Source organism: Saccharothrix sp. AJ9571, from assembly GCF_021725495.1.
Classification (GTDB): domain Bacteria; phylum Actinomycetota; class Actinomycetes; order Mycobacteriales; family Pseudonocardiaceae; genus Amycolatopsis; species Amycolatopsis magusensis.
This window is the reverse complement of sequence record NZ_CP091382.1, coordinates 1961891-1975676: the sequence shown is the minus strand read 5'-3', so window position 1 is coordinate 1975676 and position 13786 is coordinate 1961891. Positions and strand designations below refer to the sequence as shown.

The window sequence follows — 13786 nt, the reverse complement described above, 5'->3', positions numbered from 1 at the left end:
ACCCATGGCATCGGAAGTGACGGTCGTGACCAGGGAAGGCTGCTCGGCGTGCGTGCGCGCGGAGGCCGACGTGGAACGCATCTGCGGTGAACTGGGCGTCGCGTGGCGGACGTTCGATGTGGACAGTGATCCGGAGTGGCGGGCCGAGTACGGCGACCGCGTGCCGGTGATCCTCATCGACGGGGACGAGCACGGGTACTGGTCGGTCGAGGAGGACCGGCTGCGCGCGGCACTCGCGTAATGCACTCGTAAGGGCCCGGGAGCGGTCTTCCGGCCCTGGTGCGCCCACGATGGAGACATGCGCACCGACCTCCCCCGCTTCCACGCGGCCGCGATCGGGGTGGTCGCCGTCGGCGCGGCGGCCGCGGCCGGTCACCTGCTGTCGGCCTTCCTCGGGCGGAACTCCTCGCCGGTGGTCGCGGTGGGCAACACCGTCGCGGAGTTCTCGCCGAGCTGGCTGACCGAGTTCGGCAAGGACACCTTCTACCTCTACGACAAGCTCGCGCTCTTCGTCGGCATGGGCGTGGTGATGCTGGTGCTCGCGGCGGTCGCCGGGCTGGTTTCGCGGCGGTCGCGCACGCCGGGGCTGGTGCTCATCGGGGTGTTCGGCGTGCTCGGGGTGGTCGCCGTGCTGCGGCGCCCGGACCTCGGGCAGCTGGCGATCGTCGCGCCGCTGGCCACGCTGCTCGTCGGGTGCGGGGTGTTCTCGTGGCTGCACGGGCGGGCTTTCCAGGAGGAGGCGGTCGACGGCGGGCTGAGCCGTCGCGGGTTCCTCATCGCCGGCGCGGGTGCCGGGGTGGCCGCGGTCGCCGGTGAAGTGATCGGCGTGAGCCGGGACGCGGAGGTGTCACGGGCCGCGGTCGGCGGACCGGTGCCCGCCCGTCCGGCGCCGCCCCTGCCCGCCGACGCCGACTTCAGCAAGCTCGGCACGCCCACCTTCCTGACCCCGAACGCGGACTTCTACAAGATCGACACCACCCTGGCGCTGCCGCAGGTGCGGGCCGAGGACTGGCGGCTGCGGGTGCACGGGCTGGTCGAGCGGGAGCTCACGTTCAGCTACGCCGACATCCGCGACCGGCCGCTGGTCGAACGCGCGGTGACGTTGTGCTGCGTGTCCAACGAGGTGGGCGGCGAGCTGATCTCCACGGCCACGTTCGTCGGCGTCGACCTGCGGGACCTGCTGACCGAGGCGGGTTTGCGGCCGGAAGCCGAGCAGCTGTTCTCCACCAGTTCGGATGGCTGGACCTGCGGCACGCCGATCTCGGCGGTGCTGGACCCGAGCCGGGGCGCGATGCTCGCGCTCGGCATGAACGGCGAACCCCTGCCGGTCAAACACGGCTTCCCGGCCCGGCTCGTGGTGCCGGGGTTGTACGGGTACGTGTCGGCCACCAAGTGGGTCACCGACCTGGAAGTGACGACCTGGTCGGCGCGGCGGGCGTACTGGCTGGACCGCGGGTGGTCGCGGGAGGGGCCGGTGAAGACGCAGTCGCGGATCGACGTGCCGAAGCCGTTCGCCGCGCAGGCGGCCGGGAAGACGATCGTGGCCGGGATCGCCTGGGCGCAGCACACCGGCATAGAGCGCGTGGAAGTGCGCCTGGACCAGGGCCCCTGGCAACCGGCGACGCTGACCGCCGAGGTGAACGCGGACACCTGGCGGATGTGGTGGGTACAACTGGACGTGCCGCCGGGGCCGCACCAGGTGTACTGCCGGGCGGTGGACCGATCGGGCTACGTGCAGACGGAGGACGTCGCCGACACCGTCCCGGACGGCGCCACCGGCTGGCACTCGATCTCGATCACCGCTTCCTGATGTCACGAATGTGGCTTTGGGGGCCGAATCCGCCCCCAAAGCCACATTTGTAGCAGCGCCCCGCCCCTCGGAGGGGGCTCAGTCCGGGACATCACCGGTGCCGCTTCCCGTGCTGCCGCCGCCTTGCGGGCCCTGCTGCCCTTCGGCTCCGGAGCCGGTACCGGCGGCGGCGCTCGCCTCGTCTTGGGTGAGTTGCGCGAACTCCTCCCGCAACCCGTCGACCTGCTGCTGGAACACCCCGGCCAGCCGGATGATCTCGGCGACGGTGGTGACGACCGTGTTTTCGGCCTCGCTCAGGTCTATCCAGCTGCTGCCGTCGAGCACGTCCCTGGCGGCCGGGGTCGCCTGGCCCGCGAGCTGGCTGATCTGCGCCGCCGTGTTGACGACCGATTTCTCCAGTTGCTCACCGATTTCGGTGATCCGGAGCGCGAGCTTGTCCAGTTCGGCGCGGTCCTGCTGGAGTTCGGTCAGTTCCCTCTTCGCCTCGTCGATGGCGCTTTCCGTGCCTTCGCCGCCGCTGTCCGCCTCCAGTTCGGCGATGGCGTCGAGCTGCTGGTCGATCGCCTTGTCCAGTTCGGCGAGCGTGGTTTTGAGCTTGGCGGCGTAGTCGGTGATCGCCGCGGGGTCGCAGTCGATGTGTTCGATGGCCTCGATCGGGTCGCCGGCCCCGAGTTGTTTCGCGGCTTCCGCCAGGGTCTGGCAGGCGGCGATGGCTGTTTCCAGTGCGGGGTGGGTCATTCCGGCCGTCCCGCGGCTCGCAGGTCGTCCTGCGCACCGGTGTCCGCGCGGTCGTAGTCGTCGGCCGCGACCTCCAGCTTCCCGGCGAACTCGCCGAGGCGCGTGTGCCGCGTGCGCAGCCGGTCCAGCCGCCGCCCGACGGCCGCCTCGATGTCGCGTGCCAGTTCCGGTCCCGGCCCCGAGATGCCGAACGCCTCGATGGGCACCTTCACCGCCGCAATCGCCTCCGCCGCCGTGCTGACGGACGCCCCGCTTTCGCGGAACCCGCCCGCCGCACCGCGAATCCGCCCGGTGTCGACGCGAAACCCTGATCCCGTCATGCTTTTCCCCTCCGTGCTGGTGCGGCACAGGGTGCCGGGCGCCGCTTTCCCCGCGCTTTCACGGCGAGGGCAGGTCGAAAGCCGGCACCAGCCAGGTCGACGGAGGGTCCTCTTCGGTGGGACCCGGGACGACCCGGGCCAAAGGCGCCGAGCCGGAGCCGTCTGCCTTGACCCAGACCGGTTTTCCGGCCACCGGCACGCGGACTTCCAGCGATTCGCCGACGTGCGCCCTGACCCAGCTCATCCGAGGTGGTAGGCGCGCCGCTGCGCGACCAGGTCGGCGGCGGCCCGCTGGGCGCCGGTGGTCGCCTCCAGGATCGCGTTCGCCAGCGTCCTGGCGTCGACCCGGCGCATCAGCGTCGAGTTCACCGAGACCGCGAGCACCTTGCCCGCCGCGTCCGCCTCCACTTCGACCAGGTCACCGCGGTCCCGCGCGGTGACGGTGCGCTGCGCGAGGTCCTTGCGCAGCGCGAGCAGGCCCTCGTCGGCACGGTTGGTCCGCGCGGCCAGCGCGCTCAGCGAAGACACCATGCCGGAAGCGTGCCGGGTGCCGCTTTCACGGCGGTTTCACCCGATCTCGGCGAGCAGCTTCCGCACCTCCACCGCCTCCGGATCGGCGTTCCTGGTGAACACTTCCAGCGCTTCCCGCAGGTATTCGCGGGCCTCGCCGTCGCGGCCGAGGGTGTGCAGTACCGAGCCGAGGCGCGCCTGGAACCGCGCGACGCGCCAGTCCTCGCCGAGCGAGCGGCTGATCTCCAGGGCTTCCCGGTACGCCTCCAGCGCGCGTTCCGGGGTTCCCGCGTCGCGGTGCAGATCGCCCAGCGTGCACAGGGTGAAGCGGCGCGCGGGGATGTCGGCCGCGCGGCGGTGCACGGACATCGCCTCGCGCAGGTAGGACTCGGCTTCGGCGAAGGAACCCAGTTGCCGGTGCACGTCGCCGAGGTTGTTGAGGCAGTACCCCTCGCCGCGCGGGTCGCCGAGTTCGCGGAAGCGCCGCAGCCCGTCCTGGTAGCTCGCGGCGGCTTCGGTGAACCGCTTCGCGTTGTCGTAGGCCACGCCCAGGTTGTTCTGGTTCCACGCGGCGGCCAGCCCTTCGTCCGCCTGCTCGAACAGCCGCGCGGCCTCGACGTGGCATTCGATCGCCCGCTCCTGGTCGTGCAGGTCGTCGTAGGCGACGCCGAGCCCGTTCAGCATGTGCGCGCGCCCGAGCGGATCGGCGACGGCCAGCGCGGTCAGGTGCGTGCCGAGCCAGTCGTCCCACCGGCGGCACGAGAAGAAGTAGATGAGCAGCGCCGAGGCGAGCTGCCAGGCGACCGTGGGATAACCGCGGGCCACGGCGTCGCGGACGGCCGCGCCGAGGTTCGGCCGCTCGAGTTCGAACCACGCCAGCGCCGCGTCGCGGTGCTCGAAGACGGGCAGGTTCGACGGTGCCGGGACCGCGTCTGTCCACATCGGCCGGGCGTACGGGTCGAGCACCGCCCGCGCGTGGATCGCCGAATGCAGGTACCAGCCGAGGATCCGGCGCGAGGCCGCGTCGTCCGCGCCGGCGGACTCACCGGCGTACGCCCGCAGGAGGTCGTGCATGGCGTACCGGCCGTCGGCGCTCGACTCGACCAGGTTCGCGCGCCGGAGCTGCCCGAGCGCAAGCCGCGCCGTCCGCAGGCCGGTGTCCGCCAGCGCGGCGACCGCCTGCTCACCGGTGTCGTGGCCGGGGTGCAGGCCGAGCAGCCGGAACACCCGCGCGGCTTCCGGTGGCAGGTGGTGGAACGACCACGAGAACGCCGAGCGGACCGCCGCCCGCGGATCACCGTCGGCGTCGAGCAGGTCGAGCCGGGCGCGCTCGTCCACCAGCTCCTCGACCAGCGCCTCGATGCTGCGGGCCGGGCGGTCCCGGATGGACTCCGCGGCGATCCGCAGCGCCAGCGGCAGCCGGGCGCACAGGTCGATCAGCTCGGCGGCGGCCGCCGGTTCGGCGTCGACCCGGTCGCCGGTCAGTTCGCGGAGCAGGGTGAGCGAGGCCGCCGCGGGCAGCCGGTCCAGCGCCAGCCGCCGGGCGCCGTCCACCGCGACCAGCCCGGTCAGCGTGTCGCGGCTGGTCACCAGGACCACGCACGCGCCGGAGCCGGGGAGCAGCGGGCGCACCTGCTCCGCGGTCCGCGCGTTGTCGAGCACGATCAGCAGCCGCCGCCCGGCGACCAGCGTGCGGAACTTCGCCGAACGTTCCGCGAGCCCGGGCGAGAGCGCGGCGCCGTCCGCGCCGAGCGCACGCAGGAACCCGGCGAGCACGTCCGCCGGATCGGCCGGGCGGTCCGGGCCGTAGCCGTGCAGTTCGGCGTAGAGCTGGCCGTCGGGGAAGCGTTCCCGTGAGCGGTGGGCCCAGCGCAGGGCGAGCGCGGTCTTCCCCGCGCCGGCGGTGCCCGTGATCACCGTCACCGGCGCGAGTTCGTTCAGCTCGGCGAGTTCCTCCTCACGGGCGGTGAAGCCGCGCGCCTGCGCCGGCAGCTGCGCCGGAACGGGTGCCGCTCCGGCGGGCTCGGCCTCCCGGCCTTCGAGGATCGCCTGCTCGAGCTCCCGCAGCTCAGCGCCCGGTTCCAAGCCCAGTTCGGTGCGCAGCACGCGGCGGGCTTCGCGGCACGCGGCGAGCGCGTCGGCCTGCCTGCCGCTGCGGTAGAGGGCGCGCACCAGCAGCGCGTGCAGCCGTTCGCGCAGCGGGTGCGTACCGGCCAGCACACGGAGTTCCCCGGCGATCGCCAGGTGCCGCCCGGCGGTCAGCTCCGCGTCGAAGAGCGTTTCGAGCAGGTGCAGCCGGATCTCGGAGAGCCGCCGCGCCTCGTCCGTGAGCAACGGCACGTCGAGCCCGTCGAACGGGGTGCCCTGCCACAGGTCCAGCGCTTTCCTGGCGAGGTTCGGCTCTTCGTCAGCCTCTTCGGCGAGTGATTCGAATCGCTCCGCGTCCAGCTCGCCGGGCAGCACCCGGAGCAGATAACCGCCGCTGTCGAAGCGCAGCCGGTCCGGTTCGCCGAGCAGTCCGCGCAACCGGTGGACGTGCAGCTGCAGCTTCTGCGCCGCCCGCCGGTCGGCGTGTTCACCCCACAGCGCGTCACTCAGCAGATCGACGGTGACGGGCCGGTTCGCCCTGGTCAGCAGCACCGCCAGCAGGATCCGCTGCAACCTCCCGGTGGGCGCCGACCGGCCACCGGGCCGCCGGATCCGCAACGGGCCGAGCACCTCGAATTCCACCCCGCCACCCCCTGATCGCCCAGTGTGACGGGTATTACCCGTGCGCGGGGGCGGTTTTCGCCGTGTGGAACCCCTGGGCCGCGGTCCGGGTAACCTGGCTTTCAAGCGCTCTACCAGTCACTTTGTGCATGCGTTCACAAGTGGCTACCGTAGTGCCATCACCCGTGCGGCGCCGGGCATCGAACACTGAGTCGCCCCCCGGGTCAAGGGTTGATTTTTCGACCGGTTCCGGCAGCAGCACCCGAACGGCAGCAACGAGGAGATCAGGCGTGGTCGCACAGCGGGGCCAGCGAGGCCGCCGGGGTGGCTCGGCCAGGCAGGCGGACACGCCGGACGCCGACAACGCGCCGACCGCGGAGATGCCGGCCGTCCCGGTGAACGGTGCCGCGGCCGACCCGGTCCGCGCCAAGGCGATCCCGGAAGCCGCCGTCGCCCGCCTCGCCGTCTACCTGCGGGTGCTGTCCGCGATGGCCGAGCAGGGCGCGACCACCGTCTCCAGCGAAGAGCTGTCCGCGGCGGCCGGGGTCAACTCGGCGAAGCTGCGCAAGGACCTGTCCTACCTGGGCTCCTACGGCACCCGCGGGGTCGGCTACGAGGTCTCCGTGCTGGTCGGGCACATCGAGCGCACGCTCGGGCTGACCCGCAAGCACAAGGTCGCCGTGGTCGGTATCGGGAACCTGGGCCACGCGCTGGCGAACTACGGCGGGTTCCCCGGCCGCGGGTTCCCGGTGGAGGCCCTGTTCGACCTGGACCCCGACCTGATCGGCGTGCCGGTCGGCGGGCTGCCGGTGTCGCACCTGGACGAGATCCCGAAGGTGTGCGCCGAGCGCGAGATCTCCATCGGCGTGATCGCCACCCCGCCGACCGCGGCGCAGTCGGTGTGCGACCGCCTGGTCGCCGGTGGCGTCCAGTGCATCCTCAACTTCGCGCCGGTGGTGCTCCAGGCTCCACCGCACGTCGAGGTCCGCAAGGTAGATCTGGCGGTCGAGCTGCAGATCCTGTCGTTCCACGTGGCGCGCAGGGCCGACGAAGAAGCAGGTGTGAACGGCGTGGCGAACAACGGCATGGTGGTGCGATCGTGAGCATTCTGGCCATCGGGCTTTCCCACCGGACCGCGGACCTGGCCATGCTCGAGCGGGCCGCGGTGCCCGCCGCCGAGCTGGGCAAGGTGCTGCACGAGCTCCAGCAGGCCCCGCACATCGCCGAGGTCATGGTGCTGTCCACCTGCAACCGCATCGAGGTCTTCGCGGTCGTCGACGCCTTCCACGGCGGGCTGTCCGACGTCTCCGCGGTGCTCGCGCGCCAGGCCGGGGTCGAACCCGCCGAGCTCTACGACAACCTCTACGTGCACTACGCCGGTGCCGCCGTCGAGCACATCTTCTCCGTCGCCTCCGGCCTCGACTCGATGGTCATCGGCGAGTCCCAGATCCTCGGCCAGGTCCGCACCGCCTACGCCACCGCGCGCGAGGCGGGCACGGTCGGCCGCGTGCTGCACGAGCTGACCCAGACCACCCTGCGCGTCGGCAAGCGCGTGCAGACCGAAACCGGGCTCGGCGACCTGGGCGCGTCGGTGGTCTCCGAGGCGCTGCGTGCCGCCGGTGAACTGGCGGGCAAGCACGCGCTGGTGGTCGGTGCCGGATCGATGGGCGCGCTGACCGGGTCGCACCTGCGCAAGGCGGGCATCGGCTCGATCACCGTGGCCAACCGCACCACGGCGAACGCCCAGCGCCTGGCCGCCTCCATCGCCGAGCAGGGCGTGCCCGCCACCGCGGTGGGCATGGGCGAGCTGACCGCCGCGGTCGCCAAGGCCGACGTCGTGGTCACCAGCACCGGTGCCGCCGACGCCGTGCTCGACCCCTCCCACGTGCTCCCGCGCGACGGCCGGGCGCTGGTCGTCTGCGACCTCGGGCTGCCGAGGGACGTCGACCCCGCCGTCGGCGAACTGCCCGGGGTCCGGGTGGTCGACCTGGAGACCGTCCGCCGCCGGATGAGCGCGGCGACCGGTACCTCCGAGACCGATCGCCAGCTGGCCAAGGCCACCGGCATCGTGCTCGACGAGGTGCGCGAGTACCTCGCCGGGCAGCGCAGCGCCGAGGTCACGCCGACCGTCACCGCCCTGCGCAAGCGAGCCGCGGAGGTGGTCGACGCCGAGCTGCTGCGGCTGGACAACCGGCTGCCGGAGCTCGAAAGCGCGGTCCGCGAAGAGCTGGGCCGCACCGTCCGCCGCGTGGTGGACAAACTCCTGCACGCGCCGACCGTGCGCGTGAAGCAACTCGCCGGACAGGACGCCGGGACCGACTACGCCAGTGCGCTGCGCGAGCTGTTCGAGCTCGACCCGGCCGCGCCGCGGGTGGTCGCGCGCCCCTCCGAGTCCGTACCCCGAGAAACCGACGGTGAACCCCAGTGAGCAGGACCATCAGGATCGGCACGCGCGGCAGCAAGCTGGCGCTGGCCCAGACCGGCACCGTGGCCGAGGCGCTCGAAGCCGCAGGCGCGCGCGTGGAGCTGGTCACCATCTCCACCCCCGGCGACCGCTCCAGCGCGCCGATCACCGAGATCGGCGTCGGCGTGTTCACCTCCGCCCTGCGTGACGCGCTGACCGCCGGCGAGATCGACGTCGCGGTGCACTCGTACAAGGACCTCCCCACCGCGCCCGCGCCCGGACTGGTGATCGCGGCCGTGCCGCCGCGCGCCGACCCGCGTGACGCGCTGATCGCCCGTGACGGCCTGACTCTGGGCGAACTGCCGCCGGGGTCGACCGTGGGCACCGGCTCGCCGCGGCGCACCGCGCAGCTGCGCGCGCTGGGGCTCGGTTTGGAAATCGTGCCGATCCGGGGCAATATCGACACCCGCATGGGCAAGGTGAGCAGCGGTGAGCTCGACGCCGTGGTGCTGGCCAGGGCCGGACTGGCCAGGGTCGGCAGGCTCGCCGAGATCACCGAAACGCTGGACCCGATCCAGCTGCTGCCCGCGCCCGCCCAGGGCGCGCTGGCGGTGGAGTGCCGCTCGGACCACGCCGAGGTCGAGCAGCTGCTCCGGTCCACGTTGGACGACGAGTCGACCCGGCTCGCGGTGACCGCGGAACGGGCCATGCTGGCCGCGCTCGAAGCCGGGTGCAGTGCCCCGGTCGGAGCGCTGGCCGAGGTGGTGGAGGACCTCGACGAGAACGGCTCGGTGATCGAGCGGATCTCGCTGCGGGGTACCGCGGCCGTCGGCGGCGACGGCGAAGCGGTCGACATGTTGCGGGCCTCCGCGGTGGCCGGCAAGGCCGACGCGGAGAAGCTGGGCCGGGAGCTGGCAGCGGAGCTGCTCGATCTCGGCGCCGGTGCGCTGACCGCGAACTGATTCTCGTTCTCCCCGGCCATCCCGGGAGAACCGCATGCCAGGTAAAGAGGAGAGACGTAGAGATGACCCCCGCGCGCAAGACCACCGGGCGCGTCGCCTTCGTGGGCTCGGGCCCCGGAGACGCCGGTCTGCTGACCGTCCGCGCCCAGGAGTTGCTGGGCAAGGCCGAGGTCGTGGTGACCGATCCGGACGTACCCGCCGGTGTGCTGGCCTTCGCCCACCCCGACGCCGAGGTGCGCCCCGCGGTGGGGGACCCGGCCGAGGTGGCCAAGGACCTGGGCAACGAGGCCAAGTCGGGCAGGCTGGTGCTCCGGCTGGTCGCCGGTGACCCGCTGACCCAGCCCGCCGCGGTGGCCGAGGTGCAGGCCGTGGCCAAGAGCAGCGTGGTGTTCGACATCGTGCCCGGGGTCTCGCCCGGTGCCGCGGTGCCCGCCTACGCCGGGGTCGCGCTCGGCGGCACGCACACCGAGGTGGACGTGCGCGGCGAGGTCGACTGGGCCGCGCTGGCCGCCACCGGTGCTCCGCTGGTGCTGCACGCCACCTCCAGCCACCTCGCCGAGGCGGCCTCCGCGCTGACCGAGCACGGGCTCGCCCCGGCCACCCCGGTCGCGGTGACCTCGAACGGCACCATCAACACCCAGCGCACGGTGGACTCGACGCTGGCCTCGCTCTCGGCCGACGCCGGTGAGCTGGTCGGCCCGCTGGTGGTCACCGTGGGGCAGGCCGCCGGGCAGCGCTCGAAGCTGTCCTGGTGGGAGTCGCGCGCGCTGTACGGCTGGAAGGTCCTGGTGCCGCGCACCAAGGAGCAGGCGGGCGACATGGCCGACCGGCTGCACAGCCACGGCGCCACCTCGCACGAGGTGCCGACCATCTCGGTCGAGCCGCCGCGCAGCCCGGCGCAGATGGAGCGCTCGGTCAAGGGCCTGGTCGACGGCCGGTACCAGTGGCTGGTGTTCACCTCGACCAACGCGGTGCGCGCGGTGTGGGAGAAGTTCGAGGAGTTCGGCCTGGACGCGCGGGCGTTCTCCGGCGTGAAGATCGCCTGCGTCGGCGCGGCGACCGCGGCGAAGGTGCGCTCGTTCGGCATCATCCCCGAGCTGGTGCCGAGCGGGGAGCAGTCCTCGGAAGGCCTGCTGGCCGAGTTCCCGCCGTACGACGACGTGCTGGACCCGGTCGACCGGGTGCTGCTGCCGCGGGCGGACATCGCCACCGAGACGCTGTCGGCCGGCCTGCGTGAGCGGGGCTGGGAGATCGACGACGTCACCGCCTACCGCACCGTCCGGGCCGCCCCGCCGCCCGCCGACACCCGCGAGATGATCAAGACCGGCGGCTTCGACGCGGTGTGCTTCACCTCGTCGTCCACCGTCCGGAACCTGGTCGGCATCGCGGGCAAGCCGCACACCCGGACCCTGGTGGCCTGCATCGGCCCGAAGACCGCGGAAACGGCGACCGAGTTCGGCCTGCGCGTGGACGTGCAGCCGGAAACCGCGAACGTGACCGCGCTGGTGGACGCGCTCGCCGAGCACGCCGCCCGCCTGCGCGCCGAAGGTGCCCTGCCGCCGCCGCGCAAAGCCAAGCGCGCGCGCCGCTCGTAACCCCCCTTCGCTACGCCACGGCGGCCTTGTCCCCCCGGACAAGGCCGCCTTCGCGCATCCGAACGTAGAACTCACCCACCCGAACGTAGAACTCAGCCGCCTGAACGTGGAGTTCGGCTGCCTGAGTGTGGGGTTCGGCTGCACGAACGTGGGGTTCGGGTGCGTGAGTGTGGGGTTCGGGTGGGCGGGGGTTTTGGCGAGTTCTACGTTCAGGAAGCCGAGTTCTACGTTCGGGAAGCTGAGTTCGACACTTGGGTAGCTGAGTTCTGCGTTCGGGTGGGCGAGTTCTCCATTCATGCGGCGGGGATTTCTGCATGGGGTGGAATGCGGGCGTGGGATTCTGACAAATTGTCATAAAATGGGGTGGGGGCGGCGAATTCGGGAAATGGCGGGGAGTACCGTCGAGGGGGTGTTTCCCGAGCATCGTCCCCGCCGGTTGCGTGTCAGTCCCGCGATGCGGCGCCTCGTCAGTGAGACCACGCTGCGGCCACGGCAGCTGATCCTGCCGATGTTCGTGGCCGAGGGCGCCGACGCGCCGCGGCCGATCGCGAGCATGCCCGGCGTGGTCCAGCACACCCGCGACTCGCTGCGCAAGGCCGCGGTGGACGCCGTGCGTGCCGGGGTCGGGGGGCTGATGATCTTCGGCATTCCCGAGCACCACGACGCCGTCGGCTCCGGCGCGACCGACGAGAACGGCATCCTCAACGTCGCCCTGCGCGACCTCAAGGCCGAACTCGGCGACGAGACCGTGCTGATGGCCGACACCTGCCTCGACGAGTTCACCGACCACGGCCACTGCGGCGTGCTCGACGCGAACGGCGCCGTGGACAACGACGCCACCCTCGAGCGCTACGCCGAAATGGCGCTGGCCCAGGCGCAGGCGGGTGCCCACCTGCTCGGGCCCAGCGGCATGATGGACGGCCAGGTCGGCGTGATCCGCCGCGCGCTGGACGACGCCGGATTCACCGACACCGGCATCCTCGCCTATTCCGCCAAGTACTCCAGCGCGTTCTTCGGCCCCTTCCGGGAGGCCGTCAATTCGCAGCTCAAGGGTGACCGCAAGACCTACCAGCAGGACCCGGGCAACGCCCGCGAAGCGCTGCGCGAGATCGAGCTGGACGTCGCCGAGGGCGCCGACATGGTGATGGTCAAGCCCGCGCTCGCGTACCTGGACGTCGTGCGCGCCGCCGCGGAGGCGTCGCCGGTACCGGTGGCCGCGTACAACATCTCCGGCGAGTACGCGATGGTCGAAGCCGCCGTGGCCAACGGCTGGCTCAACCGCCAGGCGACCGTCCTCGAGGTGCTCACGTCCATCCGCCGCGCCGGCGCGGACATGATCCTCACTTATTGGGCGGCCGAAGCGGCGCACTGGCTCGACTAGAGTCTGCGCTCGTGACCGAGCCCCCCGAACCCGACGCGCCCGCCCCGCCGAGGCCGCCGTTGCCGCAGCCGGTCCGGGTGTCCTGGTACCTGTGGATCGCCGCCTGCGTGGTGATGGTGTCCGGGTTCGTGTACTCGCTGGCCGACGAGCCACGCGTGGTCAACCTGATGCTGGAGCAGCCACGTGATCCGCGCGTGACGGCGGCGCAGGTCAGCGCGGGTGTGCACGCGTCGCTGTGGCAGTTCCTCGTCGGCGCGGTCGTGTTCGCCCTGCTGTTCCTGTTGTTCGCCTGGAAGGCCCAGGACGGCACGCGGTCGGCGCGCGGTGTGCTGACCGTGCTCGCGGTGGCCACCATCGTCTTCCAGGCGGTGATCTACCCCAACTGGGTCAAGTTCGCGGCCTGCGCGCTGGTCGTCGCCGCCACCGCCTGCCTCTACCTGCCCAGCGCCCTGCCCTACTTCCCGAAGTTGCCGAAGCGATGAGCGAACCGGGGGTGGTGCTCGACGAGCCGGGCGCCGGCGGGGCGCCGTTGCTGTGGGGGCCCGGTTTCGCGCTGGCCGGATTCCTGCTCGAACTGCTCGCGGGCGGCCCGGTGCACACCGTCGAATGGGTGCTGGTCGGGCTGGCGTTGCTCGGCGTGACCATGCTCTGGGTGTACGCGCGCCGCCGGTTCCTCAGCGTCAAGGTGACCACCGAAGCGCTGTGGCAGGGCCGCGAAAGCCTGCCGGTGTCGCGGATCAAGGAACTCGACGACGTCGGGACGCCGGTCGGGGCGAAGGTGCTCGGTGGCGGTCCGGCCGTGCCGCGCAAGTTCGAGGACGTACCGCTCCGCCTCGACGACGGCAGCGTGGTCCTCGCCTGGGCCCGCGACGCCGAAGAGTTGCGCGACGCGTTGCGCAGGGTCACCGGCATCGTGAGAGAGTCTGACGGTGAGTGAAACCGAACCGGACTGGCCGCCGGAGCCCGCTCCCGCGCCCCATCGGCTGCACCGCCCGCGGCGCGCGATCGTGGCCGTGGTGGAGCTGGTGCTCGCCGGGCTGGCGGTCTGGACGGCGACGCTGGCCTGGGCCGCGTCGGTCAGCACCGTGCGAGTCCGCGCTTCGGACGGCGCCGAGCTGACCTCGTACCACTACGCAGGCAACTGGGTGCTCGCGGCGATCGCGCTCGGCCTGGCAGCCACACTGCTGCTGGTGGACGCGGTGCGCCAGGTCCTGCTCGCGGTGCGTACCCGACCACGCAAGCCGAAGCCGGAAACCCAGCCCGCGCACGGCTGACCCCTCGGCCTGACCGGCCATTGTGGACAGTGACGGCCGGTCGCGCGCGTGCCGGACGTGATGCTCACCACGGCCGCCGGGCA

At 72.2% G+C, this 13786-nt stretch carries 15 protein-coding genes; 10 read left to right on the top strand and 5 right to left on the bottom strand.

Going from position 1 to position 13786, the window contains the following annotated elements; genetic code table 11:
* Nucleotides 1-4 precede the first annotated feature (4 nt).
* Both L3Q67_RS08390 and L3Q67_RS08385 read left to right on the top strand, forming a co-directional pair.
* Nucleotides 5-241, top strand: a complete 237-nt coding sequence (locus tag L3Q67_RS08390; protein ID WP_282772976.1) for a glutaredoxin family protein — start codon at nt 5-7, stop codon at nt 239-241.
* Between the two features lie 57 nt (nt 242-298).
* The gene (locus tag L3Q67_RS08385) at nt 299-1810 is read left to right on the top strand and encodes a molybdopterin-binding protein (RefSeq protein ID WP_499188981.1); all 1512 of its coding nucleotides are present in this window, start codon (nt 299-301) and stop codon (nt 1808-1810) included.
* Between the two features lie 78 nt (nt 1811-1888).
* On the opposite strand, the gene L3Q67_RS08380 is transcribed toward L3Q67_RS08385, so the two are convergent.
* Genes L3Q67_RS08380 through L3Q67_RS08360 form a run of 5 tightly spaced genes read right to left on the bottom strand, consistent with a single transcriptional unit; the run spans nt 1889 to nt 6108 of the window.
* The gene (locus tag L3Q67_RS08380; protein ID WP_499188980.1) at nt 1889-2548 is read right to left on the bottom strand and encodes a hypothetical protein; all 660 of its coding nucleotides are present in this window, start codon (nt 2546-2548) and stop codon (nt 1889-1891) included.
* A complete protein-coding gene (locus L3Q67_RS08375) occupies nt 2545-2868 on the bottom strand; it encodes a type VII secretion target (RefSeq protein WP_499188979.1) in 324 nt (107 codons plus the stop codon). Before L3Q67_RS08375 ends, L3Q67_RS08380 begins: the two co-directional genes overlap by 4 nt.
* Before the next feature lie 58 nt (nt 2869-2926).
* Nucleotides 2927-3112, bottom strand: coding sequence for a hypothetical protein (locus L3Q67_RS08370; RefSeq protein ID WP_499188978.1), 186 nt, complete (start codon nt 3110-3112; stop codon nt 2927-2929).
* Entirely contained in the window at nt 3109-3399 is a 291-nt protein-coding gene (locus L3Q67_RS08365) for a YbaB/EbfC family nucleoid-associated protein (RefSeq protein WP_499188977.1), read from the bottom strand. Before L3Q67_RS08365 ends, L3Q67_RS08370 begins: the two co-directional genes overlap by 4 nt.
* Nucleotides 3400-3435: 36 nt before the next feature.
* The gene (locus tag L3Q67_RS08360) at nt 3436-6108 is read right to left on the bottom strand and encodes an AfsR/SARP family transcriptional regulator (protein WP_499188976.1); all 2673 of its coding nucleotides are present in this window, start codon (nt 6106-6108) and stop codon (nt 3436-3438) included.
* Between the two features lie 269 nt (nt 6109-6377).
* Here L3Q67_RS08360 and L3Q67_RS08355 point away from each other — a divergent pair, with 269 nt between their 5' ends.
* From L3Q67_RS08355 to L3Q67_RS08320, 8 genes are all read left to right on the top strand, one after another.
* Nucleotides 6378-7190, top strand: coding sequence for a redox-sensing transcriptional repressor Rex (locus L3Q67_RS08355; protein WP_499188975.1), 813 nt, complete (start codon nt 6378-6380; stop codon nt 7188-7190).
* Nucleotides 7187-8515 (top strand): glutamyl-tRNA reductase, encoded by a 1329-nt coding sequence (locus L3Q67_RS08350; protein ID WP_499188974.1) that lies wholly within the window; start codon nt 7187-7189, stop codon nt 8513-8515. The genes L3Q67_RS08355 and L3Q67_RS08350 overlap by 4 nt, the downstream gene beginning before the upstream one ends.
* On the top strand, nt 8512-9453 hold the full coding sequence (gene hemC, locus L3Q67_RS08345) for a hydroxymethylbilane synthase (RefSeq protein WP_499188973.1): 942 nt from the start codon (nt 8512-8514) through the stop codon (nt 9451-9453). The genes L3Q67_RS08350 and hemC overlap by 4 nt, the downstream gene beginning before the upstream one ends.
* Nucleotides 9454-9515: 62 nt before the next feature.
* Nucleotides 9516-11048: a bifunctional uroporphyrinogen-III C-methyltransferase/uroporphyrinogen-III synthase gene (locus L3Q67_RS08340; RefSeq protein WP_499188972.1), complete on the top strand. Its 1533-nt coding sequence runs from the start codon at nt 9516-9518 to the stop codon at nt 11046-11048.
* 409 nt (nt 11049-11457) lie between these two features.
* On the top strand, nt 11458-12429 hold the full coding sequence (hemB, locus tag L3Q67_RS08335) for a porphobilinogen synthase (RefSeq protein ID WP_499188971.1): 972 nt from the start codon (nt 11458-11460) through the stop codon (nt 12427-12429).
* Nucleotides 12430-12440: 11 nt separating this feature from the next.
* Nucleotides 12441-12911 (top strand): hypothetical protein, encoded by a 471-nt coding sequence (locus L3Q67_RS08330; RefSeq protein WP_499188970.1) that lies wholly within the window; start codon nt 12441-12443, stop codon nt 12909-12911.
* On the top strand, nt 12908-13366 hold the full coding sequence (gene mce1N, locus L3Q67_RS08325; protein WP_499188969.1) for a transport-regulating membrane protein Mce1N: 459 nt from the start codon (nt 12908-12910) through the stop codon (nt 13364-13366). The genes L3Q67_RS08330 and mce1N overlap by 4 nt, the downstream gene beginning before the upstream one ends.
* Entirely contained in the window at nt 13359-13703 is a 345-nt protein-coding gene (locus L3Q67_RS08320) for a hypothetical protein (protein WP_499188968.1), read from the top strand. The genes mce1N and L3Q67_RS08320 overlap by 8 nt, the downstream gene beginning before the upstream one ends.
* The last annotated feature ends 83 nt before the right edge of the window (nt 13704-13786 follow it).